The organism is Caldicellulosiruptor changbaiensis, assembly GCF_003999255.1.
GTDB classification, from domain to species: Bacteria; Bacillota; Thermoanaerobacteria; order Caldicellulosiruptorales; family Caldicellulosiruptoraceae; genus Caldicellulosiruptor; species Caldicellulosiruptor changbaiensis.
In genome coordinates, this window is record NZ_CP034791.1 from 2264899 (window position 1) to 2291281 (window position 26383).

Below are 26383 nucleotides of genomic sequence, written 5' to 3' on the forward strand. Positions count from 1 at the left end.
ATTTTTCATGGTTTGAAAGTTTCATTTTTTAATTGTGCATAAGCTATGGTTTGTAAAAGCTTAGTGTAAAATATTTATTAGGAAAACCTTAAGTAGTTGTGTTGCTTTCAATTTCTTAAATGTAGGGATATTCTAACAAAAAAATTTTTCGAAAATTCTCCACACTATATAAAAGCATATTGCCCTTTCAAATTTTTATTGATTTATGTTAAAATATCACTAACACATTAGTTTTGAATGTTTCTATTTCATTGGAACCAAAATAAATTACCACTAATTTACAAGAAAAATAACACAGAAAATATAAATTTGTGATTTTTGAAGGAGGTAGATATTAAATGGAAAGCTTTATTCAGAACATGTTCGCAGAGCGAATTGGTGGAAGCAACTTTGGAAAAGAGACAGTTTTATATAAGTTCGAAAAAATTAAAAGAGCAAAGGCTAAGGCAAAAGAGCTTCACCCTGATATGGAGCTAATTGACATGGGTGTTGGTGAGCCGGATGAGAAAGCCGACATGGGTATAATTGGAACTTTGGCCTATGAAGCTGGAAAAGACGAAAACAGAGGATATGCTGATAATGGAATTTATGAATTCAAAGTAGCAGCTGCAAAGTATTTAGAAAGAGTATATGGTGTTAAGGGAATTAACCCTGACACAGAGGTCAACCATGCAATTGGTTCAAAGTCAGCATTGGCGCTCTTGCCATATGCATTTATAAACCCTGGTGATGTGACAATCATGACGGTACCGGGCTATCCTGTGCTTGGCACAATCACAAAGTGGCTTGGCGGTGAGGTTTACAACGTTCCGCTTTTGAAAGAGAATAATTTCTTGCCGGATTTAAGTTCTATTCCTGCTGATATCAAAAAAAGAGCAAAACTGATGTACTTAAATTATCCAAACAACCCATGCGGTGCTGTTGCAACAAAGGAATTCTTTGAAGAGGTTGTTGAGTTTGCTGCAAAGAACAACATTATAGTTGTACATGACGCTGCATATGCTGCTTTGGTGTTTGATGGATACAAACCTCTGTCTTTTTTATCTGTTGATGGTGCAAAAGAAGTTGGAGTTGAAATTCATTCACTTTCAAAAGCATACAACATGACAGGTTGGAGACTTGCATTTGTTGCAGGAAATGAGCTTGTTGTAAAGGCATTTGCAGCTGTCAAAGACAATAACGACTCTGGTCAGTTTAAGGCAATTCAAAAAGCGGGTATCTATGCTCTTGAACATCCTGAGATTACTGAGAAGATAAATGAAAAATACTCTCGCCGCCATGATCTTCTTGTGAAGACATTGAGAGAGCTTGGTTTTGATGCACAAAAGCCAAAGGCTTCGTTCTATTTATATGTTGAGATTCCAAAGGGAATCAAAGGTGGTAGAAGGTTTGAGACAGCTGAAGAGTTTTCGGAGTACCTCATTACAGAAAAGTGTATCTCAACAGTGCCATGGGATGATGCAGGACATTTTGTGAGATTCTCAGTCACATTTGAGGCAAAAACACCTGAGGATGAAATAAGAGTTATGGAAGAGCTCAAGAGAAGACTTTCTGATGTGGAATTTGAATTTTAGGAGGTTTTTGTGATGATTGTTACAACAACTCCCTCTATTGAGGGCAAAAAAATTGTGGAATATAAAGGAATTGTGAGCAGTGAAGTAATTGTTGGTGTCAATCTGGTAAAAGATTTTTTCGCGTCAATCACAGACATATTTGGCGGAAGGTCTGGAACATACGAAAATGAACTTATAAGGGCAAGAGAAGAAGCTCTGCAAGAACTTCAAAACAGGGCTGCAATGCTTGGTGCAAATGCAGTTGTTGGAATTGACATTGATTATGAGGTTTTGGGAGCAAACGGAAGTATGCTAATGGTCTCTGTTACAGGAACTGCTGTTGTAGTTGAATAAACTTCTTTAAAGGTGAAGATACGATGAAAGACAAACTTTTGGTTGTTGATATTGGAAATACAAACATTGTGTTTGGGGTTTATAAAGGAAAAGACCTTCTTGCAAGCTACAGGATGAAGACAGACAAGGAAAAGGCAGCAGATGAGTTCGGAATCTTGATGACTCAAATGCTAAGCTACAGTGGTATATCACCATCTGAAATAATGGATGTTATAATATCTTCTGTAGTACCATCTATAATGTACTCATTTGAAAGGGCTATCCAAAAATACTTCAATTGCACACCGATTGTTGTGGGACCTGGAATTAAGACAGGTTTGAACATCAAAACTGAAAATCCCAAGGAGGTTGGCTCAGACAGGATTGTCAATGCAGTTGCTGTAAATGAGCTGTACGGCGGACCTGCCGTGATAATTGACTTTGGTACAGCAACAACATTTTGTGCCCTGAGCTCTAAATCAGAATACCTTGGTGGTGCAATTGCACCTGGAATAAAAATATCTGCAGAAGCACTTTTTTCCCATGCAAGCAAACTTCACAGAATAGAACTTCAAAAACCTCCAACAGTCATTGGCAAAAATACAGTGCATGCGATGCAGTCAGGTATTATCTACGGATATGTTGGTCTTGTTGATTATATGGTAAACAAAATCAAAGAAGAGATGAATGAAAAGGATGCAAAAGTGATTGCAACAGGTGGGCTTGCAAGATTAATTGCTCAAGAGTCAAAGACTATCCAAATTGTTAATCCTATTTTGACGTTGGAAGGTTTGAGAATTATCTACTATAAGAACAAGCAGGTGATTCTATAGAAAGTAAAATGGGGGCTACGAACCAAGTCTTCTGGTTTTGTAGCCCTTTTTTCTATATCTGCTTTTCTAACCATTTTATAAAGTCATAGTGAAAGTCTCTTTCGCTAATTACCTCGTTTAGCTTTGCAGTAAACACCTTTTCAGACCAGCTTTTTTTACCATTGTAATATCGGTTACACGTTTTCCAGTATCTATATGGAAAGAGCAGAATGATATATATCAGTTCAAGCTCATCTTTGCTCAAAGGCGAGATGTTGGAGTACCAGTTTAAGATGCTCTCGCCTGTTTTTATATCCCAATGAATCCTTTTTAGAACCTTTTGCATAAAACTCGCTATATCAACTACTCTCAAATCATACGTAAGATAGTCAAAGTCAATTATATACACATCTCCATCTTGGGTATAGAGTATATTATGGTATGAATAGTCGCGGTGGATAAAACCTCTTTTTTGTCTTGCCTCTTCGCAAAGGCTACTATATTTAGAATTTTTGATCTTTTCAAAAGCTTCTTTAGCAAGCTCATAATAATATGAATATGTAAATAAATACTCATAATCAAACATGCTTTTTCTCTTTTCTGCCATCTTTCTCATACGCGAAAACTCGTTACACCTTTTTTCAAAGCGTGTCATGAGTTTCCCTAAATCGTCTCGTATTCTCGCACCTTGCGGGACATCTGTATAACCATAAGAGGCCTCGTGCATGAGAGCAAGCTTTTCTGCTGCAGCTTTTAGCTCAATTGGATTTTCAAGCTCACACTCTCTTGCATCTATCCAGTCAGTGAGAACATAAATATCGTCGTTCAAGATAACATATGGCTCACCAGCTTTGCTCAAGTTAAACCTGTCTATATCTAAAAATCCTCTTGAAACAAGGTGTTCCTTTCCACCGTGGATAAACAAAAGTGTCTCCACTGAATAGTCAACCTTTTTAAAACACTTTAAGCCACTGTCTGTTGAGAGTACAAGAATATCACGAATGGGCATAAAATAAAAAACCTCTATATCAAAAAACTGAGTTATTTCTTCTCTGAGCAAAATCATAAAAAACACCTCCCACTAAAAACTATATGAAAAATCCTAATATTTAATGCAGGGAGGTGAGAATTTTATGCTTGTATTCATCTTTTTCACAAATCCTATTTATCTTTTCTTCAAAACCTCTAAATGCCCACTCCAAATTTCCAAGCTTTAATAGCTTTTTGATCACGCTAAAATACTCATATGGCAAAAGCAAAAGTGCTAATATTAGTTTCTGCCTGTACTGGTCAAAAGATGTGATGTAAAAGCGTCCAATAATCTCGTCAAAGTCCAAGTCCTTATTTCTTTTAAGTAAGCTTTTGACAAAGGTTGCAATGTCTTTTTCGCGAATGTTCAGTTCAACATCAAACATATTTATAAGTCTTAATTTATTATAGATCTTTACTATATTTTGAAGAGTGAGTTTCCCATGAATAAACCTATTTTCTTGCATAGATCGTCCAATGATGTCAATATATCTGTCATCCTCTAATATCTTTGTTGCCTTTTCTACATATTCAATATTTTTATCAATTGTCTTTAAAATAACTTTTTTTAAGCTCTCATTTTTGATAAGGTTAGGATTTTGTTTTACTTTCGTAAAAACCGAATACATGTTTCTCGCTGCAATCCTGTCCTTGCCGTAAGAAGCTTTATATCTTGCCCCAATTGTCGAAGTAAGGTTAGTAGAAGCAGCATGAAACATATTTATAAACTCTATACAGCTTGAGATTTCTTTTTCAATAATTTCAATTGGTTCCTTTTTAAAGTGCTCAATTAGTACATAAAGTGATTTATCAACCCTCAGGTAAGGACAACCATCTTTTGTTGGGACAATCTTCTCAAAGCTTACAAACTTGTTTTCTTTCAAATGTTCTTGGCAATGATAAATAAAAACAATTTCTGCCGGGGACAACTTTACTTTTTTAACAATGTACTCTGCCTTTGCAGTTTTTATCAAAAACTCATTTTGCAGTTGTTTCATACTCTTTATATTCATCCCATACTGAAGCGAGATTATATTTTTCAGTGCCAATTCAACTTCCCCCCTACAACCTTATTTACTATCATCTCCTTTCTTGTCTGTATTTCAATAGCGCCTTTTAGTCTTTTTAAAAAATACTCTTCAGTCCATGGCTGTTTTTCAAAGTAGTACTGAAGCCCAACCTGCCAAATCTCCTGGGGAAAAAGCATCAAAATCCAAAACACTTCAAACCAGAACTTTTTGGGAATACCTTTTTCTATTAACAGTTTTAGATAAAACTTGAAAATGTCAATATTCCACTCATTTGTTTTTAAAATCCTCACACCTAAGTTGACAAAATCATGCACATCATAATCAAAAACAGCATAGTCAAAGTCTATGAGATATACATTATCCTCAGTAAAGATAAAGTTGTGATGAGCAGGATCATGGTGGATAAGTACCTTTGGGTTCGATATTCTAAAATAACTACCCATCTTTTTTATAAAACGTATGCACTCAGCAAACCTATTTTCAAATCGATGAATTGCCTTCAAGAAACAGTTATCAAATGTGCTATATACTTTTTTTTGATGTATAATATTCTCCATTGTTTTTATTTGTGAATACTTATTTTGAAAAATCTCTTCATAGCAAGGAAGGTGCATTCTATCTTCCTGTTTTGCAAAACAAACTGTAGAGGTATGAAGATGGTCTAAAATGCTTACAATGACCTTCAAATCAGAAAATGTTTTGTAATCTGCTCCTCTACCATCAATCCATTTGCATAGAAGGCAAACTCTTTTAAAGTTGTCTAAAAAATAAAAGCCACCATCTGTTGTTCTTTCAAAGTCAATCAGGTGGCTTTTGAACGACGTTTTTTTCAGGTGTGAATAGACATCCATAATAAAGTCTACGTGAGATTTGTCTACTCTGCTTAGCTTTAAAAAATATTTCTTTTTATCCTTTGTTTTAATGAAATATGCATTTGTTTTAATTTGTTTTATTCTTTCAATCTTGATTGAATAATTTTCTTCTACTAATTTGAAATTTATCTTTTCCACGAAATTTCAAATTTACAAATGGCTCAATTTCATTATATGGCAAGGTTTATTTTTGTGTTAATCAAAAAGTACTGTAAACTTTTCGGCAAATTTAAATGGATGATAAGACATCTTTGCCTTTCTTATACCTTCTTTCCCTAAGTCCTCTTCTCTGTTGACAAATTCAAAGTCCTGCCAAAATTCTATGAGAAATTTGTTATTGATAAAGGTATAGAGCCCTTCAATGTCAGGGTCAGCTTTTTCAATGTGAATCACAACTGTATTTTTATTTAAAGGCTCACCAAAGGTAAACGCTTTTATCTTACCATCAATAAAAACGACCATCCCCTCATATGAGAGTTTATCAAAGTTTTTGATTGCCCTTTCAATTGCCAACTTCTCAAATGTAAGACCAACATCACTTTGTCCGTTTCTCTTTTCATACCATTCACATTCAAAATCCCAGCAAAGCCTGACAATCTCATCATCAATCTTTTTTACTTTATACCTTTCGCCATAAAGCCGTAAAAATTTATTTATATGATTCTTCTTTGGATGATACTTTTTGCCTTTCAACTGAACCAAATCCTGAACCCTATAGACATAGTCTGAAAGGTCTCTTTCAAATATACTCTCAAATTTCATACCACACTGAGTTAGCATATCTATTGTCTTTTGAGACGCTCTTTTAAGCATGAACTTATAACCTTGAGTTTCAAAATACTTCTTAGCCTTTTCAATTACAATAGGAAGCTTGTTGGTATCTACCCCTACAGGACCGTGCAAAAATGGTGGCTGGTTATAAGGTTTTGCCATAATTAATAAAAAACCATCTTCTTCTGTAAAGTTAATATCATAAAATGGATCCCACATAAAAAGATTTGTAAATGTTAGGTCAGCAATCTCAGGCTGAAAAGCTTTGAAATACTCATCAAATATTCTTTTGTCAGAGATGTCTATCTTGTAAAACTTCATACTTTTACCCCCACATTGATATATAAAAATTTTGAATAAACCTAAAAGAAAATATATAATATCATATAGAATACTTTTGTAAAGTAGAGGAACAGAAAAGATGATTCAATACATAGTTTTGTATCCACTATACTTTCTCAAAGTATTTTTTCTTGTAAGCTTGATACTTAGCCTATTTGGTATAAGCTATAGCAGCAAGAAAATATTAGTTGTAGGTTTTATCCAAGGTCTGTGGGATACTATTGTATTCAACAATGGAATCAACTTAATGCTTGGTTTGATACTTATGACAGTATGCTTAATACTTTTATATATCATATATTTAAGGCTTCTACCCTTATATGGTATCATTTTGGGTCTTATTTCGCAATCCTTATGTCTTGCACTAAAGTTTGGAGGATATTCAATTATCAGTACAATTGCCTATAATCTTTATTTAACGCCGTCTGTACTTGCTTGTGATATTGCTACATTGGTAATAGAAATAACCATTATGAGTATTTTGTTAGCAGTTATTAAAAGCAAGAAATATTTTATTTGTGATATTTGCAAACTATTTCCAATTACATTTGAAAAAGGGAATGAAGCTGGCTATGAAGAAAAATGAACAGACAAAATTCCTACTTGCAATTCTTTTTCTCCTATTTCTCATTATATTTTTGTTGATATACTCAATTTATTTTATCAACACAGAACTGATAAAACACTTAAGAATTCCTCAATGGCAAAGAGTACTTATTGTATACTCTTTTACTTTACTTGCTATTTTGAACTTGTACACTGTCAAAAACCTTTTTTCTGCACTCAGTACATTAAAAACAACACAGATCTATAAGGATAATATAAAATCATTGGATAATTTTATAAACATCTTAAGAGCACAGCGGCATGAGTTTAACAATCATCTTCAGATAATCTGGGGACTCATCTGTGTTGGAAAATATGATGATGCCGTGCGCTACATCGAACAAATTAGTGAAAATCTTAAATGCACTTCAAAGTTTTATGGGCTTGGCTGTGCTGAGCTATCAGCTTTGATATTTGCAAAAAGCTCCTTAGCTAAAAAGTATGATATTAATTTTGAATTTCGTTATAATGTAGACTTTAGCAATTTAAAGTTTGATTCGATGGATTTAATAAATATCTGCGGCAATCTAATTGACAATGCATTTTATTATGCAAAGTGCTCACTTTCTAAATATGTAGTTCTTGAGATTAATGACACAGGCAGTCAGGTTGAAATTTCTATCACAAACTCTGGATCATACATTGATGATTGTAAAAAAGAAAAAATATTTGAGCTCGGATATTCAACAAAAAACTCAACAGGATTAGGACTTTTTATTGTAAAGTCCACGGTCGAAAAATATGGTGGCCAGATTGAGGTCTTCTCTGAGCACAAAAGCCAAGACAAATATGAAAAAGAAGGATATACAACATTTAAAGTAACTTTGCCAAAAAAAATATAACCTCTTCTTCCTTCCATGAAGAGGTTATATTTTTATTTTAAAGTCCTTATTATTCTCTACTGGCGGAGAAGGAGGGACTCGAACCCTCGCGCCGGTTTTACCCGACCTACGCCCTTAGCAGGGGCGCCTCTTCACCACTTGAGTACTTCTCCGCATGGCTCAATAGACACATTCTATTATAGCTTAAATATTCTATTTCGTCAAGGCTGAACAATCACTTTAAGTTGCCTTTCATACCTCTTGCTAAGAGCCTGAGAAAGCTCTTCTAATGAAATTTTGTGGGTTATTATATGTTTTAAGCTAATTTTCTTTGCTCTAAGTAATTCAATTGCCAATTTTTGGGTAAACGGGTTTACAAATGACCAATAAACTCTTGCCTCTTTTTTAAACATCTCAAAGGGATTTATTAAAACATTTGTCTTTGGTGAGGGCACAGAAAATACGAGTAGTTGTCCACCTTTTTGAAGCTTTTCAAATGCCATCTCAATACTCTCTTTTGTTCCTGCACACTCAATTACAATGTCAAACTTTTCATCTGTATCCTCCACAATTATCTCCTTTATACCCTGCCTTTTTGCAATTTCTTTTCTAAAATCATCTATCTCATATCCATAGATATTGTAAACCCCATAAAGTTTCAAAATCTCAAGCATAATAAGGCCAATTGGCCCAAGGCCAATTACCAGAACCTTATCTGTCGGGTTTATTTCAAGCTTTCTAATTCCATGTAGGCAGCAAGCAAGAGGTTCTGCCAATGCTGCTTCCTCAAATTCTATATCTTCAAACAATATTGCTTGTTTTTCAGATACAATCGCATACTCTGCAAACCCACCATTTAAGTTTACACCCAAAGCTGTAAGACTTTCACACAATTGTACTTTCCCACTTCTGCAAAATCTACATACCCCACAATAAATGTTCGGGTCAATACTTACTTTGTCCCCTACTTTAAAAAGTAAGCTTTTTGTTTCAACTACCTCACCACAAAACTCATGCCCTAAAATAATCGGTGGTGTGACCTTTGCTGAACCTTCTTCGCCATTAAATATGTGCACATCTGTTCCACATATTCCACACGCCCTGATCTTTACCAAAATTTCGCCTTCTTTTAATGGTGGCAAATCAATCTCTTCAACTCTTAAATCTTTTTTGCCATAAAATACCGCCGCTCTCACTTTTATTCTAATCCTTCTCTAAAGAAAATTTCATCTAATATTCAGTTTACCACTACCAAGCAAGATTTTTCAATCGAATTTTATCTTTTCCTTATTGAACTTTGCAACGCCAATGACAGTATCTGCACCACCATAGTAAACCCAAACCTCATCGCCAACTTCTGCATGACCACAGCTGAAAACAACGTTTGGTATGTATCCATCAACTTCCCATGAAAGCTCAGGCTCTAATATTGGTTCAGAGAACCTTGACAAAACCTTTGTTGGGTCTTTGCTATCCAGCAGTACTGCACCAAGCCTATATACATTCTTATTATCAGCTGCGTGGTATATAACCAGCCACCCAAACTTGACCTTGATTGGTGGTCCTGCAACGCCAATTCGGCTGCTCTCCCAAGAATTTTCTCGTATTGTCATTATTTCAACATGATCTGTCCAGTGAACCAAATCATCTGAAAATGCAAGCCACATGTTAGGATATCTTCTGTGAAACATCACATACCTGCCATTTATCTTCTCTGGAAAAAGAGCTGCGTCTTTGTTTGGTTCGTCAAGTGCAACTCCTATTCTCTCCCACTTTATTAGGTTCTTTGACTTTGCTAACATTATCCTAAAATCGCCATCATATCTTCCGCCAAATCCAGTGTATGTCATGTAAAACGTCCCGTCAATCTCTACAATTCTTGGGTCCTCTATCCCTCTTCTTTCTTGAGCATTCTCAGCAACCATTACAGGTTTGTCAAGTCTATAGAAGTTAACACCATCTGTTGACACGGCATAACCAATTGTTGAAATATACTCACCATAGTCCTTGTGAGGTGGAATGTTAGTTGCCCTGTAAATCAAATGAAACAGTCCTCTGTGATATATAGCTGCTGCATTGAAAACTGCAGCCCTCTCCCACTCATTTTCCTGTTTTGGTCTTAGCACAGGCTTATCTGTCACCCTTTGGAGTTTGAACATAAAAGTATCTTGCGCCCCCTTTTGTTTTTTCTGCTGTCAGCTCTTCTTTTGAAGTTTCATCACATAATTTTAATTGAACTTTTAAAAATTGCAATTGAAAAAATATCCTGCATCCTTTTTGCGTTCCTTTTTGAAAATTGATATGTCAGATTTGAACAACAAAAGGCCCCCTTTGTTTGTCAAGGAGGCCAACATATCTTTCACACAATTTTTAGTTTGCAAGTACATAAACCTTTACACGTCGAACCCCAAACTTATAGGCATCTTTCTCAACAAAAAGGTCTATTCTATTTCCTTTTATTGCAGACCCTGTATCAAGAGCTGTTGCAAACCCATAACCTTCAATATAAAGCCTTGTGCCAAGTGGAATCACACGCGGGTCAACAGCAACAACGCCACGCCGAACTCTGTGCCCTGTTGCTGTTCTGCCATAGTCTGGATGATCTGGACTTTTTCCGGTGTCACTTGGTGTGAGGGAATACGCTGTTGCAATCATAGTGTAGACCTTTTTGTACCTTACAATCTCACCTCTTGATGTCTTAAACCATCTTATTGCCCCAACTTCAACAATCCTTGGCTTGGGACTTTTTATAATCCTCTGCCCTATTAGCTTTCTCTCTACCTCTTTGCCATCTTCTACAACAATCTTGAACTTCTTTTCTAATATACCATCTTGACCTTGCTGGACAACTTTTTGTTTGCCATGGTCCATCCTATAATTTGTCTTTGTTATTGTAGAAAATGGTATATTTTGTCTTTCAACTACTATCTTTTCCTTTACACGGGTAATTTTTATCACCGTGGGCTTGTCAAGAATCTGAGATAGCGGAAGGTTTACTTTGTCCGACTTTCCAAGAGATACACCTGCTTTTTTGATGGCATCTTCAACTGTGCCAGTTGGAATATATACAACCTTTTCCTCATCGTCTACCAAAATCTTTACTTCAAAAGCTCTTTTTATGACGATCTTAGTATTCTCATCAATCTTTGAATCTAAGCTCGGACTTATATAGTCATCTTTTGTAATGGTAATTCCATTTTCCTCTAAAACCTCTTTGACTGTTGATTTAATTGTTTTATAATAAAAAGTTTTGCCGTCGATTGTCACACTTATCTCTTTTATTAGTGCCTGTGCTGTCATTGCGCCAAGTAGGATGGACAGGGCAAATACAATGACAAAGGCAAGGACGAGTTTCTTCATATCCCTTGGCTTTGCCACAAGGCACCTAAGTCTCTCCATAACCAACCTCCCATAAAGTGGAAATTTTTTGTCTAAAACTTCTTTGTTATTTTAATTTAAAAAAATTTTTTTGTCAAATGACCTGAAAAGTCAAGAAATTTTCTTAACTTTCACACCTTTCATATTTGAATTTTATACTTTTTGCATACAAGTTATACACAAATTTTATTAAGTTTCACCTAACATTTTTCTTATTAATTGGCCATTGTGTATTTTCTTTATTGCCTAAGCAGGAAGTGGGATATTAATAACCATACAAAATTTTATTTGTGGATTTTTTATAAACTTTTATTTTCTCTGTTTATTCTATGTCAAGAAGACTAAAATAGATATATGAAAAAAGTTTTTTCAAAGAGATGATGTAATTATGATTAGCTTCTTGAAATATCTGGTTGAGAGGTTTGGACTCATTGGAATATTCTTAATTTTGTTCATAGAAGGGCTTGGAATACCATTCCCAACGCAGATAGCTTATCTTGGAGCAGTAGCGCTTATAAACCTTCACAAATACAGTCCTTTTACATTGATTATGGTAATCTCACTTGGAAACCTATGCGGAAATCTTACGATTAATCTTCTTCTTAGAAGTGGCAGAAGTTCTATTATCAATATTTTTGAAAAGATACTTAAAATAAAAAAAGAAACCCTTTTGTCTGTCAACAATTTTTTTGTAAAGTATGGAATCTTTGCCGTGCCAATTGCAAGAATAATTGGTGTGCCGCGCACACCTGTAATTTTTTTGGCTGGAATTAGCAAAATGAATTTTTATGAATATGTCATATCCTCATTCATTGGTGATACAATCTGGGCAACTTTTTATGTATACTTTTACTGGTATGGGTTTAGTCTTTTTAAGTTCTTGTACAAAAAGGATATAAGTCTCTTCTGGCTTGCAATTTTTCTTCTGGCTGCTATTATAGTATTAGTTTGGGCAATTGTTCTAAAGATTTTAGCAAAAAAGAAAAAGGTGTAGGACCAAAAACCTTTTAAAACACCTTTTTACTCTCCTTCCAGGAGTTCAGGAAGCGTGACATTTAAAATTCCGCCAGAGAGATTACAAACCTTTCTAAATCCATTTTGCTGCAAGATGTTTTGTGCTATATTTGAGCTGACTCCACTGTTACAGTACACAATTATTGGTTTATCTTTGGGAAGTTGATTTATTTTTTGATATATCATCTCAAGCGGGATGTTTATCGCACCTTTTATATGTTTTTTCTGGTACTGCTCAGGCGTTCTTACATCCAGCACAACAAAATCTCCACCATTTTTCATCCTTTGAAGAAGCTTTTCCTGGGTACAGTTGAACTTTCTTTTATCAAGGAAGTTTGACATAACCATTCCCACATAGTGAATAGGGTCTTTTGCTGACGAAAACGGCGGTGCATACGCCAAATCAAGCTGAAATAGGTCATCTACAGTCAAACCAGAATATATAGCTGTGGCCAATACATCAATCCTCTTGTCAACCCCTTTTGTACCTACAATCTGCGCACCTATGATTTTTCGTGAACTTAGCTCTGCCAAGGCTTTTATAGTTATCTTTTCAGCACCAGGATAAGCTGTTGAGATGTGCGGCTTTGTAACATGCCCAACCTCATATTCAATCTCATCCTGCCTTGCCATCTTTTCTGTATACCCTGTCTGGGCAATTGTCAAATCAAACACCTTAAAGATTGAGGTTGCTAAAATTCCGTTAAATCTCAAATTTCCGCCTGTTGCGTTCTCCCCAGCAATTCTTCCCATTTTGTTAGCTGTTGAGCCAAGCGGCACATACATAGTCTTACCATTTAGCTTGAAGTACACAGCTGCACAGTCACCTGCTGCAAAGATATCTTCTATGTTTGTTCTCATATATTCATCAACCTTGATTGCACCATTTTCCAAAAGTTCAATGCCAGAGTCCTTTAAAAATTCTGTGTTTGGGCGCACTCCAACAGAAATCAAAACAAAATCGGCAGGGATTTTACTTTTATCGCTCAAAACTGCTTCTTTTACTTTACCCTCACCTTCAAATCGCAAAACAGAAGAATCATTCCTAATTTGTATTCCCTTTTGCAAAAGGTAGTTTTCAACAAGCCTTGCCATGTCATCGTCAAGGTTTGGCAAAATATTTTTCTGCTTTTCGACAATCAAAACCTCCATGCCCAAAAGAGAAAGCGCCTCTGCCATCTCAAGACCTATATATCCACCACCAACAATTAAGGCTTTTTTTGGACCTGTTTTTTCAATATACTCTTTTATTTTGTCAGCATCTTTTACATTCCTGAGCGTGAATATTCCCTCAAGATTTATTCCTTCAATCTTTGGGATGAAAGCCTGAGCACCTGTTGCAATTATAAGTTTGTCAAACCTGTCTTCAAACATATTACCTGTTGAAAAGTCTTTTACAAGAACTGACTTTGTCTTTGGGTCAACCCTCAAGACCTTATGACTTGTTTTTACTTCAACATTGAACTTTTTGAAATACTCAACATCTCTTGGAACAATGCTTTTTCTGTCTTTTATGACTCCTGAGATGTAATACGCAAGAGAACAGCCAGAGTACGAGATGTCTGTGTCTTTGTCATAAACTACAATTTGTGCTTTATCGTCGTTCCGTCTTATCTTCATTGCAGCTGTCATCCCGCCTGCAACAGCCCCAATTACAATATACCTCATTTTTCAAAATGCCCTCCCTTTAAAATCTTAATTTCACTGTTAATATACCCTTTTAAAGCGAAACACAAAACACTTTTAATTGTAAATTCTTGCCTTCAAAATATTTTTACAATTTCGCAACAGAAAACTCCAATTTGTGTGGGATAATATAAAGTGAAAGAAAGCATTCTACAAAAAGAGGTGATAAGTTTTGAGAAAGTTCAAAGTAATTATTGGGATTGTTTTAATTGCAGCCTTAGTGCTGAGTGTAAGCCTTGCGTTTGCAGGAGGAAGCAAAGCGGCAAAACCAACCATTTTTAAAGCTTCCTTGACAAAGCTTTGGTTTGGTAAGCAAGGCAAAGGCTATGGAGTTGACCTTAACATCAGTAGCGCTATTGAGAGCATCTTGGGAATGAAGAAAGAGGACATTCAAAAGCAAATCCAAAGCGGAAAGACATTCTTGGACATTTTGAAAGAAAAAGGGCTGACGTTAGAGCAGTTTAAGGCAAAGCTTTTAGATGCGCTATATGCTAAAATTGATGAAGCTCTGAAAAACAACAAGATTACAAGCGACCAGGCAAATCTACTTAAACAAAACATCAAACAAAAGATTGACAGCTGGGACGGGAAAACACCCTTCTTTGGTTTTAAAGACAAGGCTTTGGGCAGAGGATTTTTGGGACTTGACATGATGAGTGACATTGCATCTGTGCTTGGTATGACAAAGGACCAACTTTTAAACGAGCTAAAAAATGGGAAGACATTGCAGGATATCCTAAAGGCAAAGAATATTTCTGAGCAAGATTTCAAAAACAAGCTCATTGCAATGGAAACAGCGAAGATTGACAAGCTGCTGTCAGATGGAAAAATCACAAAAGACCAGGCTGATAAGATGAAAGAAGCTATCAAGACCAAAATTACAAACTGGGATTTGTCAAAAAGATTTGGATTTAAAGGATTTAGAGGTTTTAAAAACAGCAGCGGCATGGGCTTTGGCAAGATGCACGGTTTTTGGGGCAAGTTCAGAGGCTTTGGAAGCGGTCAAACTTCTGACCAGAATAACAGCACAAATAGCTCAGCAACAAATCTTACTTTTTAAGTCAGCATGTTAAATTTTGAAATGAAAACTAATAAAAATGGTCTGGGAGGCTTTGGTCCCAGACCATTTTTTATTAAAAATCATAAAAGCAAGAACCACCAATAAACTCTCTTATGATTGACTGTGGTGGGATCTCACGTTCATCATCAACAGAGAGTATAAAGCTTAAAAAATGCAAAAGCCGTTGTGCTTCAGAGTACTCTTCATCTTCTTTTGTGATTGTTTTAAGAAGCGGTACAGCATACTTTTTCAAAACAGCAAGTTCATAGATCAGAGCAGAGTTAAACATTGTATCAGCCATCTCTTGGTATGGAAAGATATTTTTCTCCTCGCCATTTCGTACAGATGGCCACATTGAAATTGTCCTTTTTGCAGAGGCACCTCTTGTACGAGCATCTCTCACAATTCGCCTGAGTATCCTATAGTCGGTTGTTTGAATACGGTTGTGCTTGTCAAGGTTCAAATGTGTAAGTGCACTTACATATATTTTAAACTTATTCCTATCATCTATCATTGGTGTAAGCCTACTATTTAATCCATGAATTCCTTCAATTATTATAATATCATTCTCCTCAAGTTTAACTTTTCTTTGAAATGTGCGTTTTCGGTTTATAAAATCAAACTTGGGCAAAACAACTTCTTTGCCCGAAATTAAATCTTTCAGTTGTGTATTGAAAAGCTCAATATCAATTGCCTCAATTGACTCATAGTCAGGCTTTCCATTTTCGTCAAGTGGCACCCTATCTTCGTAAAAATAGTCATCAAGACCAATGTAAATTGGATTTTTTCCGTTCACTCTAAGCTGAATTGCAAGCCTATGTGCAAACGTTGTCTTTCCTGATGATGACGGACCAGAAATCAAAACCACTTTAATATCCGGGTTTTTAGAAATCTCATCAGCAATATATGCAATCTTCTTTTCATGAAGAGCCTCTGATACTCTTATAAACTCCCTTATCTTACCACTTGCAATTACTTGGTTAAGCTCACCAACATCTGTTACTTTCAAAATCTTGCCCCAGTTTTTGTATTCATGATACACAACAAATAGTTTTTTGTTCTCCACAAACTCTTGAAGTTTGAATGGATTGGACTTGTCAGGGTACAGCAAAACCATTCCGTCTTGGTAGCGAATCAAATCAAAGATTTTAAGATACCCAGTTGATGGTACCATGTGTCCGTAAAAATAATCCACAAAATCGCCACAGTAGTAAATATAGACGTGGTCGTTTTCAGAAAACTTTATTGTCCTTGCTTTATCCAAATACCCCATACTTTCAAAGAGCTTCACTGCCTCCTCTTTTGTAACCTTTTCTCTTCTAAAAGGAATGTCCTTTTCTATTATCTCTTGCATCTTTCGTTTGATGAGCACTATGTCCTCATCAGACAGTTTTCTATTTTCAACCTCACAATATAGTCCTTTTGAAAGTGAGTGCTGAACATTCACAGCTTCTTTAAACAGCATCCTTGTTGCCACAATCAAAACAAAAATCAAACTTCTTCTGTAAATTCTCATTCCGTCTTCCTGTGTCATGTCAATAAACCTTATCTTGCAGTCTCTTGAAACTACATACTTTAGTTCTTTTATCTCATTGTCAACCTTTGCAGCAACAATTGGAGACTTGAAAAGCATCTGGAATTTCGGTACTAAATCAAGAAGTACAGTACCAACTGGAATTTCCTGATATTTGTTTATGTCTACAAAAAATACCTTGGCAGTATCTTTTCTCTCCTGCATCATTTGCTCTCCCCTTTGTTTTTCAATTTTTCCTCATACATTCGCATATCTGCAATCTTCAAAAGTTCATCAAGGCTTTTTGTATCATCAGGGTATACTGCAACACCACAGCTAACTCTTATCTTTTTGGGAAGCTGTTTTTCCGACTCTTCTTCAATAAGCTTTTTTATGTTTTCTATTCTATTTTCTATATCTTCTTTGCTACAGTTTTTAAATATCACAGCAAACTCATCTCCACCAAGCCTTGCCGGAACATCAGTCTTTCTGATATTGTCCTTTATAGCCCTTGCTATCATCCTTATTGCCTTGTCACCCATTGAATGCCCATAAAAGTCATTCAGAAGTTTTAGATTGTCCATATCAAAGAAAGCTAAACAAAACTTGCCACCATACCTGTCACACGAAAGTGACTCCATAATTAATTCTTTGATAAAATATCGCCTGTTGTAAAGGCCAGTTAGCTCATCCTCTGCTGACAAGCTTCGTATCTTTTCTATTCTCTCTATTTGAGACAAAAGTGCTTGTGAAAAGTTTTTGAATATCAAAAGTCCATCTATAAGCTCATTGCTGAGCTTGAAATTTTTAATCTTTGTATAACAAATCAAAAGGGCAACAATTTGGTTTTGCCTATAAATTGGAACAACTGCTGCATTTCTATAAACGCTTGAAACAGAAAAATACTCATCCTCTTCCAACTGGAGAAATTCTTTAAGTCTTGGAATATTAAAAACATCAATGTCCATTTTTGAATCACTAAAGTATTCACTATTTAACTTTAATATCACCTTTTCTTGGATGTTCTCAACATCATCATCACCCTTTGTTGTTATAAGCTTAAACACATTTTCATGTTGAAGATAGTAAAAGCAGATTTTCGAAAAAACCTTAGAGTATATCTCATACACAAACTCAACAAGTAGATCAAAACTCTTCCTAATGTCAAGCTTTTCTTTCAAAACCTCACTGCTAAACAAAGAAAGCTGGCGTAAAAATCTAAATTGACGTAAGGTAATACTTAAAAATATAGCAATAAAAAGATATAAGAGTGCAAAGTTCTGTAAAGCTTCTGTTAAAAGTATTCCATTTCTCTTTGTAATGATCAATATACCTTCACCAAAACCAAATAAAATTAAAAATAGATTCAAACTCTTCGATTGTCTGTAGTTTACGTTTGTAAAAAGCAAAAAAACAGACAGTAAAATCCCTATCATAATTAATATCTCACAAAATGTGTAAAGATGTGTTAATATCTCTTCTGAGACCAAAAAGGAACCTTTATAGCCTGTGCTTATACTGCCAAAAAACCAAATTCCATACACTGCTACAACAACGTTAATGGCAACAACCCATTTTTCCCAAAGAGACCTAAGCTTATCTTTAAACACTATTGAAAATAACAAAGAATAGATAATTAAAAGTTTAAATAAAGCATTCAAAAAATCAGGACCCTGTACATTTCTAACATTATCTATAATGTCTTTATCTAAACTCAGGACATACAAAAATTTCAATATAGTAAGGCTTAAAAAAGCTTTTCCGAAACTGTAAAGCAAAGTATTCTTTAATTCATTGCCTAAGGTAAGAGATATGGTAAATACTCCACTTATTGCCACAAGTCCTGCAATTTCGAAAGATTTGTAAAGATAAAATTCAGTTAACTCTTTTGACAGATTAAATTGTGCAAATACTAAGGCAGGCATAAAAGTCAAACAGGTTGTAATTGTAAAACTTGTACTCTTTTTCATATCTGATGCCCTCATAAGTATTAATTTTACCTATATATTAATTTATTCCCCTGTTTGCGAGGGATGATTTAATTATACCCCATTTTATCAAAAATTTAAAAGGGAGACTTTTCAAATCTCCCTCTGCTTTTCTCCCTCTTTATAGTTTTTCTTTTTCACAAATGTACATCTGGTGGTTGAGAAGAATATACTCGCAAAGTTCAAACACGCTGTTACCTTCCTTCAGAACATCATATAAAAGCACCTTTTTGCCAAACTTCAAAGTCTCAACCCAGTTTCTAAACAGAAAAAGATTCAAAAAATTCTTTTTCATAGCAGTTACATCAACAAAAGCAATCTCAAAGCTATCCATGCAAAAATGAATGTAAACGTTTGGAAAGAGAAGTTTTTTAAGCTTCAAATAGGTCTTTTCATCACCAAAAAAGGAAAATTCTTTGAGTCCCATAAGATGAGTCAAAACTAAGACACTTGAGATAAGATGAGCCTCGCCTATGTAAGGCTTCAGAACTGCTGTCATTTGGGAGGTCAAGAGCTGCTGTCCTTCTACGATTATCATTTGTGGCTTATCCTCCCTTTGTAAGCCTATGCTATATTTTTCTATATTATATTCTATAAATAAGTATGTGTCAATAAAATTATTAACTTTTAGATTAATCTTCCTGGAAAGAGCAAACAATAAATGGCTGTGCAACCAGCTTCGATATAACCCTCCTGGTGAAATAGTAAGCCAGCCAGGCTCCTGTCATGCACCCCTGCGGCACACGCGAAAAACTGCTTACCGTTGCTTCCTTCCGGACCTGGCGGGGTTCACAGCCGTCGCGTTGCGCAGGACACAACCATCCTCGCCCCTGGCTTACCCTCAATGCCAACAGGGTTATACCTCATGCTGGCTATTCGACCCCGCTGTAGCGGATTGCGGGTTACAGGGCACCGCTACCTCCCCGTCATAGCACAGCCAAACTTTTATTTAGTTTTTTTTTTATAAAAGCTTTCTCCATAAGTTAAATTATACTCTCAAAATGCATTAAAATCAACCATCAAAAATTTACTCACCGTTTGCCTGGGTCAGCCACACATGCGCAAGCTCAAGTGCCTTGTACAGGTTGTCTGCTTCACCTTTTTTAACAACTCTCTCCTTTACAGTAAGTTTTGGGTTGTTTATCTGAAGTTCAACAGAAAGTGGTGATGAGATTTTATAACCCTTGTACTCTTCAGTTCCCAAAACTACAAGCACAGCTATAAACTTATCGTTAGGCCGTCCGTAGTGAATGAGATTATTTTTTATCTTGTAAACCTCTCTCCCTCTATATTTAAAAACCTCAGGTAGTTTCATGACAAAATCATCTCCTAACAAGTTTTTTTACAAGACCCCCATAGTGGATATGATACTAAACTTAAAGCCTTATTTCAAGCATTGTTGACAAAATTCTTTTTACGCCTTGCTAAACTTTCCCGTATCTCATATGTTATGTCCTTATTTAGAGGTTCTGGAAGGATAATAAAAACACCTTCACCCTTTTTTGCTCTTTTCATAGCTGCTGAAATCAGCTCAACAACATCTCCAAAAACCTTTATATCTTTGTAAACAACCCTTTCTTTGTCTTCTACAAAATCTATTAAATCCTTTTTAGTACTATCACATACAAATAAAAGCTTACAAATCTCTATCTGCTCAAGATTTTCGATAACAATCTTGACATGTTCCTTTTTTTGAATATCGTCAATTATAACTTTAACCCCATTGATATCAAAGATGTTGAACTTACCAGGGTTTTGATGAGAGTCGTTTTTATACTCAATCAAGAACTTGTAGATAATCTCAGGGTCAACACCGTAAAAGTAAAGTGCTGCCACCACTTGCAGGATATTTTCTATTGCAAATTTGAGCTTTCCATCATATGAATATGGAATTTCTTTTACACTGCAAAATTTAAAGGTTTCATTTCCATCAAAGATTGTGATTGAATCATCTTCAAGATACACACAAGGTTTTTTTAATTCAATATGAGCCTTCAGGTCAGGATGGTCAAATTTAGCTGAAGTAAATACAATTTGGCACCTTGCTTTCGCACCGTATAGGTACTTAAAAGGGTCATTTGCGTTTAAAATAAGGTACCCATTTTCTTTTATACTTCTTGAAAATAGTATATTTTTTTCTATCTGATTTTCATCTAAGGTATTTGTTATTATTCCTACGCATGGTTCAATTTCTATTTCTTCAATTTGAGCTGAGGGATTGAACTCAATCAGTTTTATATCTGAGGTATCAGAAATATTCCTAAGGTAAAAATTGTTTATATCAGAGTCTATTGTAGTCTCAACACCACATCTTTGTAAAATGTACCTTATAATCTGGAGAATTGTGCTTTTCCCAAATGTTCCTGAAACAGCAATAATCGGTACAGACGGGTTTGGCATTTTTTCAAAGTATACATCCAGGATTGCGCCATATACATCAACATTGCAGTTTTGACAAAATACCCTCAAATCGGCATTTGTCTCTATATCTACAATATAACCACCAATTGTTGTATATGGCAAAGAGATATTTTCTGTTACAAAGTCCAAAACTGCAAACTGGTAACCAAATTTTTGTACAACATTGCAAAAGAGCTGCTGATTTGTACATACTACCTGCTCTGTTACATCCTCTACAATACATCCGTTTTTAAAGTTTGTAGCCTCTTTTAAATATACCCTCATTCCCTTTGGCAAAATGTCATATAGATTAAAACCCTGTTTAAGTATATTTTTCTGAATTTGTTTATTCTGCCTCTCTGCCTCACTTAAAAGCTCTAAAATCTTCTTTTCCCCATCCCCTACAATATAAGGTGATGTTCTCTTTATAGCAGCAACCATTCTGCCATTTACAACCAAAACCTTGTAACTGTTCCCCAAGACAAACCTCTCTACCACTACTCTGTTTTCAAAGTTTTTTATTGTATTGAAAGCCTCTATTGCCTGTTGATTTGTTCTTATATTTATTAAATTTGGTGAATTCTTACAACAGCCTTTTATTGAAAGAGGAAAACCAAGTTCTTTTACTGCTTGCATAAGCTCATTTTGTGTAAACACAACTCTGAACATTGGAACTGGAAAACCATTTGCCTGCAAGACTCTCTTTTGCAGCTCTCTGTCAAAAGACAAACTCAAGTGAGCAAAGTCCTGATCGCTCAAAAGACCTGAAAAAACCTTCGCCCACTTCCCTTCACCCAATACACATGTGTCTGTATAACCAATCCTTGTAAATCTTATACCTCTTTTCTGGCATGCATTTTTCAAAAGCCTTGTATTAGGACTCAGCTCTGTCTCGATTGTGAGCTTTTTCAGTTTCAAAATCCTATCCTGGCAATCTTCAATTTTTAAATTATTGCTCACAGCCTCAATGGCAAGTTCTATGACCTGAGAAATTACCTTTGGATTGTCATGCTCAATAAGCACTTTTATCTTGTCTACCTCTTTTATACAGTCATAAAACTCAATCAGGTTATACCCAATCAAATTTTGAATCTGGATACAATAGCTTGCAAACCTCTTTGCCTTTTCAATATCACATTTGGCATCTACCACAGCCACCTTTTTGTCTGAGTAGATATTTTTATTGTTGTAAACCTTTACATTTTCTATCTTCATAGGTCTTGAAAAAACTATCCCCCTTTTTTACATCAATTTCTATATTCAGTATTCTTCCCTCTTCAAAGGGGGATGATACCTCAAAAAAACAAAAAAGCAGGGAAGAGTTCCTATTTCCCTGCCACAGTTTTTTCTTCCATTTTCTTTTGTTCAATTAGATTTTTGGCTGCGTTCTTTACATGAAGCTTCATGTACTCCTCAGCCTTGTCAGGGTCTTTATTTACAATTGCCTCAAATATGAGCTTGTGCTCTTCCATAGCCTCTTCAAGCCTACCGGGTGTTTCAAATGACGTTGCTCTTGCTCTTATAATATAGCTATGAAATGTTGACAAAACATGCTCGAGCGGTTTGCTTTTAGAGGCCTTGTAAATTAGCTGATGAAACTGTGAGTCTGTTTTCATCACCTTTGGAATATCCTTTTTTCTTGTATAAAGCTCCATAAGCGTAATTATCTCTGTCAGCTCATCTTCTTCGTCTTTTGTAATCTTCTGAGCTGCCCAGCGTGCAGCAAGTCCATCTAAAAGCATCCTGATTGTGTATATATCCTCTATGTCTTGAGCAGTCACACCAGCAACAAACGCACCTTTGTGAGGTATAGAATACACAAGTCCTTCAAGCTCAAGCTGACGCAGGGTCTCTCTTATAGGTGTTCGTGAAACACCAAGCTCTTCTGCAAGTTTTACCTCAACAAGAGGGTCGCCCGGCTTTAAAATACCCATTAAAATCCTTTCTTTGATGATCTCAAATATTTTTTCATAAAGTGGTGAATATCTACTTTCCCTCTCATCTGAATGATTGTAAACCATCCAAAATCACCTTCATAAAAGATTTTAATTTTTTACAGTCTTTCCATCTCACGAATAACGGCATCAGCAAACTCTTTTGTACCAGTTGAACCGCCAAGGTCATATGTAACCTCTTTCCCTTCTTTTATAACCTTTGCAACTGCCTTTTCAACCCTGTCAGCAGCTTCAAGCTCGCCTAAGTACCTCAGCATCATAACACCAGAGAGGATTGTTGCGGTTGGGTTTGCCATGTTCTGTCCTGCTCTTTTTGGCGCGGAACCATGGATTGGCTCAAACACAGCACCATCTTCACCAATGTTCGCACCTGGTGCTATCCCTAAGCCCCCTACCAAGCCTGCTGCCAAGTCAGAAAGAATGTCACCATACATGTTTGGCATAACTAAAACATCATAGTTTTCTGGACTTTGGACAAGTTTCATGCTCATCGCATCGACAATCATGTCTTCAAACTCTATATCAGGATAGTCTTGAGCTACCTTTCTTGCACATTCTAAAAATAGTCCATCTGTTAGCTTTTGGATGTTTGCCTTGTGAACAGCTGTAACCTTTCTTCTCTTTTCTCTTCTTGCAAGCTCAAAGGCATACCTTACAATCCTCTCGCTTGCCTTTCTTGTTATTATTTTAACACCAACTGCTGCATCATCTCCAGCCATATACTCAATGCCTGCATAAAGGTCTTCTGTGTTCTCTCTGACAATTATTAAATCTACATTGGTATACCTTGCTGGCACACCTTCATAAGACTTCACTGGTCTTACATTTGCATAAAGATTTAGAGCTTGACGAAGGGCAACATTTACACTTCTAAAACCTGTCCCAACAGGTGTTGTAATTGGTCCTTTTAATGCAACCTTGTTTTTCTTTATACTCTCAAGGACATAGTCAGGAAGTGGAGTGCCATGCTCTTGCATAACCTTTTCACCTGCTTCAACAACTTCCCATTCAATTTTCACACCAGATGCATTCAAAACTCTTCTTGCAGCATCTGTCACTTCAGGCCCTATTCCATCGCCAGGTATAAGAGTAATTGTATAGCTCATCTGTCATCCTCCTCAAAGCAAATTTTTAATTATATAGAGGGGACTTTGTATCCCCTCTTCTTAAAAATTACTATTTACTATATTTTTTAGTTCATCCCTTTTGCCTTTGTCAGGTTCAAAAGACCTCCATGTAAAATCATCTGACGTTGTCTTTCTGTGAGATTCAAAACCATTCTATACTTCAAGCCCTTTGTGACATTTTCTATTATCAGCACATCACTCTTCTCAATCTGATCTCTTGCATTTTCAATTTTTAGCTCATCCATCTCTTCAATTGTATCATAATCGTTCGGATTTTCAAACACCATAGGAATAATTCCGTTGTTAATTAAATTTGCCATGTGAATTCGTGCAAAGCTCTTTGCTAAAACCCCTTTAATTCCTAAATAAAGCGGCACAAGCGCTGCATGTTCTCTTGAGGAGCCCTGACCGTAGTTTACTCCACCAACAATAAAACCGCCACCATTTTCGCGCGCTTTCTTTGGAAAATCCGGGTCACATGGTGTCAAACAGTAGTCAGACAAATATGGGATGTTTGACCTGTATGGCAAAAGCTTTGCGTTAGACGGCATAATATGGTCTGTTGTAATATTGTCACCAAGCTTTACCAAAACTTTGCCAACTACTACCTCTGGTAGTGGCTTTCCTTGTGGGAATGGCTTTATATTTGGTCCTCGTATAACCTCAACTTCATCTGGATTTTCAGCAGGTGGTACTATCAAGTTGTCATTTATCAAAAAGCTCTTTGGCATCTCAACCTGAGGTTCATCGCCCAAGGTTCTTGGATCTGTGATGTAGCCTGTTATAGCTGATGCTGCAGCAGTCTCAGGTGATACAAGATAAACCTTTGCAGAAGGTGTTCCGCTTCGACCTTCAAAGTTTCTGTTAAATGTTCTGAGTGAAATTCCATTTGTCCTTGGTGCTTGACCCATACCAATACATGGACCACACGCACACTCTAAAATCCTCGCCCCAGCTGAAACCAAAGACGCTAAAGCTCCATTCTGTGCAAGCATGTTTAAAACCTGTTTTGAGCCTGGTGATATAACAAGTGATACATGCTCAGCAATTGTCTTTCCTTCTAAAATCTTTGCAACCTTCATAAGATCTTTGTACGATGAGTTTGTACAACTTCCAATTGCAACCTGGTCAACCTTGATTCCTTTGAGTTCAGACACAGGCACAACATTGTCCGGGCTATGCGGACATGCCGCCAGTGGCACCAAACTTGACAAATCTATCTCAATCTCTTCATCATAGACCGCATCAGGGTCTGGTAAAATCTCAACAAAGTCATTTTCTCGACCTTGAGCCTTCAAAAACTCATATGTTATTTCATCAGATGGAAAGATTGATGTCGTTGCACCAAGCTCTGCACCCATGTTAGTGATTGTCGCTCTCTCTGGAATAGACAAAGTTTTTACACCTTCGCCTGTGTACTCAAAAATCTTGCCAACTCCGCCTTTGACAGTAAGCCTGCGAAGAAGCTCTAAGATGATATCTTTTGCAGAAACCCAAGGCTGAAGTCTTCCTTTTAGATTCACTTTTACAATCTTTGGCATAATCAAATAGTACTCGCCACCACCCATTGCAACCGCAACATCCAAGCCGCCTGCCCCAATTGCAAGCATTCCTATGCCGCCAGCTGTTGGTGTGTGGCTATCTGAGCCCAAAAGAGTTTGACCTGGTACCGCAAATCGCTCTAAATGAACCTGATGACATATTCCATTTCCGGGTTTTGAGAAGTAAATTCCATGTTTTTTAGCAACTGTTTGTATGTATAGATGGTCGTCTGCATTCTCTGGACCTGTTTGAAGTGTGTTATGGTCAATGTATGCAACAGACCTTTTTGTCTTTACTCTGTCAATTCCCATTGCTTCAAACTGAAGGTATGCCATTGTACCTGTTGAGTCTTGTGTCAAGGTCTGGTCAATTCTGATAGCTATCTCTTTTCCGGGTATCATTTCACCTTTGACTAAATGCTCTTTTATAATCTTCTGAGCAACACTCAAACCCATTGTGTTTTAAAACCTCCTGCCAACCTGATTTTGTTTTTGGATACCCTATATATTATATCATCAAGGTATACTTGTATACAAGATGAAAACAAAGT

General features: G+C 36.1%; 24 protein-coding genes, 1 tRNA gene and 1 other RNA gene. 7 read left to right on the forward strand and 19 right to left on the reverse strand.

Annotated elements, in window-relative coordinates:
* Positions 1-338: 338 nt before the first annotated feature.
* From ELD05_RS11005 to ELD05_RS11015, 3 genes are read left to right on the forward strand one after another with little or no spacing between them, the layout of a single operon-like run.
* Positions 339-1574 (forward strand): LL-diaminopimelate aminotransferase, encoded by a 1236-nt coding sequence (locus ELD05_RS11005; RefSeq protein ID WP_127352461.1) that lies wholly within the window; start codon positions 339-341, stop codon positions 1572-1574.
* 12 nt (positions 1575-1586) lie between these two features.
* Positions 1587-1907, forward strand: a complete 321-nt coding sequence (locus ELD05_RS11010) for a heavy metal-binding domain-containing protein (protein ID WP_013431937.1) — start codon at positions 1587-1589, stop codon at positions 1905-1907.
* Between the two features lie 23 nt (positions 1908-1930).
* On the forward strand, positions 1931-2719 hold the full coding sequence (locus tag ELD05_RS11015; RefSeq protein ID WP_127352462.1) for a type III pantothenate kinase: 789 nt from the start codon (positions 1931-1933) through the stop codon (positions 2717-2719).
* A 52-nt stretch (positions 2720-2771) separates the two neighbouring features.
* Here ELD05_RS11015 and ELD05_RS11020 read toward each other — a convergent pair whose 3' ends face one another.
* The 4 genes from ELD05_RS11020 to ELD05_RS11035 are packed head-to-tail and all read right to left on the reverse strand — an operon-like array spanning position 2772 to position 6722.
* Positions 2772-3764 (reverse strand): CotS family spore coat protein, encoded by a 993-nt coding sequence (locus ELD05_RS11020; RefSeq protein ID WP_127352463.1) that lies wholly within the window; start codon positions 3762-3764, stop codon positions 2772-2774.
* A gap of 43 nt (positions 3765-3807) precedes the next feature.
* Entirely contained in the window at positions 3808-4776 is a 969-nt protein-coding gene (locus tag ELD05_RS11025) for a protein kinase family protein (RefSeq protein WP_127352464.1), read from the reverse strand.
* Entirely contained in the window at positions 4767-5768 is a 1002-nt protein-coding gene (locus tag ELD05_RS11030; RefSeq protein WP_127352465.1) for a phosphotransferase, read from the reverse strand. The genes ELD05_RS11025 and ELD05_RS11030 overlap by 10 nt, the downstream gene beginning before the upstream one ends.
* Positions 5769-5825: 57 nt before the next feature.
* The gene (locus tag ELD05_RS11035; protein ID WP_127352466.1) at positions 5826-6722 is read right to left on the reverse strand and encodes a DUF2156 domain-containing protein; all 897 of its coding nucleotides are present in this window, start codon (positions 6720-6722) and stop codon (positions 5826-5828) included.
* 100 nt (positions 6723-6822) lie between these two features.
* Between ELD05_RS11035 and ELD05_RS11040 the strand changes: the two genes are divergently transcribed.
* Together ELD05_RS11040 and ELD05_RS11045 are read left to right on the forward strand one after the other, a co-directional pair.
* A complete protein-coding gene (locus tag ELD05_RS11040) occupies positions 6823-7329 on the forward strand; it encodes a hypothetical protein (RefSeq protein WP_127352467.1) in 507 nt (168 codons plus the stop codon).
* Entirely contained in the window at positions 7316-8191 is an 876-nt protein-coding gene (locus tag ELD05_RS11045; protein WP_127352468.1) for a sensor histidine kinase, read from the forward strand. The genes ELD05_RS11040 and ELD05_RS11045 overlap by 14 nt, the downstream gene beginning before the upstream one ends.
* Before the next feature lie 60 nt (positions 8192-8251).
* Here ELD05_RS11045 and ELD05_RS11050 read toward each other — a convergent pair.
* The 5 genes from ELD05_RS11050 to ELD05_RS11065 all read right to left on the reverse strand — a co-directional run bounded on the left by ELD05_RS11050 (position 8252) and on the right by ELD05_RS11065 (position 11569).
* Positions 8252-8343, reverse strand: a tRNA-Ser gene (locus ELD05_RS11050).
* Positions 8344-8391: 48 nt separating this feature from the next.
* Positions 8392-9366, reverse strand: coding sequence for a zinc-dependent alcohol dehydrogenase family protein (locus tag ELD05_RS11055; protein ID WP_127352469.1), 975 nt, complete (start codon positions 9364-9366; stop codon positions 8392-8394).
* Positions 9367-9435: 69 nt separating this feature from the next.
* Complete coding sequence (locus tag ELD05_RS11060; RefSeq protein ID WP_127352470.1) at positions 9436-10329, reverse strand: glycoside hydrolase family 130 protein; 894 nt, start codon at positions 10327-10329, stop codon at positions 9436-9438.
* Positions 10301-10423, reverse strand: a complete 123-nt coding sequence (locus tag ELD05_RS14810) for a hypothetical protein (protein ID WP_277601414.1) — start codon at positions 10421-10423, stop codon at positions 10301-10303. The genes ELD05_RS11060 and ELD05_RS14810 overlap by 29 nt, the downstream gene beginning before the upstream one ends.
* A 117-nt stretch (positions 10424-10540) precedes the next feature.
* On the reverse strand, positions 10541-11569 hold the full coding sequence (locus tag ELD05_RS11065; protein ID WP_127352471.1) for a ubiquitin-like domain-containing protein: 1029 nt from the start codon (positions 11567-11569) through the stop codon (positions 10541-10543).
* A gap of 367 nt (positions 11570-11936) precedes the next feature.
* On the opposite strand from ELD05_RS11065, the gene ELD05_RS11070 reads away from it, so the two are divergent.
* Positions 11937-12542 carry a DedA family protein gene (locus ELD05_RS11070; RefSeq protein ID WP_127352472.1) on the forward strand — a complete coding sequence of 202 codons (606 nt, stop codon included), beginning with the start codon at positions 11937-11939 and terminating at the stop codon, positions 12540-12542.
* A 26-nt stretch (positions 12543-12568) separates the two neighbouring features.
* Here the strand turns inward: ELD05_RS11070 and ELD05_RS11075 are convergent, their stop codons facing one another.
* Positions 12569-14230, reverse strand: coding sequence for an FAD-dependent oxidoreductase (locus ELD05_RS11075; RefSeq protein WP_127352473.1), 1662 nt, complete (start codon positions 14228-14230; stop codon positions 12569-12571).
* 190 nt (positions 14231-14420) lie between these two features.
* Here ELD05_RS11075 and ELD05_RS11080 point away from each other — a divergent pair, with 190 nt between their 5' ends.
* Positions 14421-15308, forward strand: coding sequence for a hypothetical protein (locus ELD05_RS11080; RefSeq protein ID WP_127352474.1), 888 nt, complete (start codon positions 14421-14423; stop codon positions 15306-15308).
* 73 nt (positions 15309-15381) lie between these two features.
* On the opposite strand, the gene ELD05_RS11085 is transcribed toward ELD05_RS11080, so the two are convergent.
* The 9 genes from ELD05_RS11085 to ELD05_RS11125 all read right to left on the reverse strand — a co-directional run bounded on the left by ELD05_RS11085 (position 15382) and on the right by ELD05_RS11125 (position 26288).
* Positions 15382-17049: a nucleoside kinase gene (locus tag ELD05_RS11085; RefSeq protein WP_408609359.1), complete on the reverse strand. Its 1668-nt coding sequence runs from the start codon at positions 17047-17049 to the stop codon at positions 15382-15384.
* On the reverse strand, positions 17046-18791 hold the full coding sequence (locus tag ELD05_RS11090; protein WP_241243479.1) for a GGDEF domain-containing protein: 1746 nt from the start codon (positions 18789-18791) through the stop codon (positions 17046-17048). The genes ELD05_RS11085 and ELD05_RS11090 overlap by 4 nt, the downstream gene beginning before the upstream one ends.
* Before the next feature lie 139 nt (positions 18792-18930).
* Positions 18931-19347, reverse strand: a complete 417-nt coding sequence (locus tag ELD05_RS11095; RefSeq protein ID WP_011916321.1) for a hypothetical protein — start codon at positions 19345-19347, stop codon at positions 18931-18933.
* Positions 19348-19474: 127 nt separating this feature from the next.
* Positions 19475-19746, reverse strand: an RNA gene (ffs, locus tag ELD05_RS11100) — signal recognition particle sRNA large type.
* Between the two features lie 90 nt (positions 19747-19836).
* Positions 19837-20124, reverse strand: a complete 288-nt coding sequence (locus ELD05_RS11105; RefSeq protein ID WP_127352475.1) for a hypothetical protein — start codon at positions 20122-20124, stop codon at positions 19837-19839.
* Positions 20125-20198: 74 nt separating this feature from the next.
* Positions 20199-22424 carry a Mur ligase gene (locus ELD05_RS11110; RefSeq protein ID WP_127352476.1) on the reverse strand — a complete coding sequence of 742 codons (2226 nt, stop codon included), beginning with the start codon at positions 22422-22424 and terminating at the stop codon, positions 20199-20201.
* A gap of 110 nt (positions 22425-22534) precedes the next feature.
* Positions 22535-23230, reverse strand: coding sequence for a GntR family transcriptional regulator (locus ELD05_RS11115; protein WP_127352477.1), 696 nt, complete (start codon positions 23228-23230; stop codon positions 22535-22537).
* Between the two features lie 32 nt (positions 23231-23262).
* The gene (locus ELD05_RS11120) at positions 23263-24270 is read right to left on the reverse strand and encodes an isocitrate/isopropylmalate dehydrogenase family protein (RefSeq protein WP_127352478.1); all 1008 of its coding nucleotides are present in this window, start codon (positions 24268-24270) and stop codon (positions 23263-23265) included.
* Positions 24271-24356: 86 nt separating this feature from the next.
* Positions 24357-26288, reverse strand: a complete 1932-nt coding sequence (locus tag ELD05_RS11125; RefSeq protein WP_127352479.1) for an aconitate hydratase — start codon at positions 26286-26288, stop codon at positions 24357-24359.
* Positions 26289-26383: the final 95 nt, after the last annotated feature.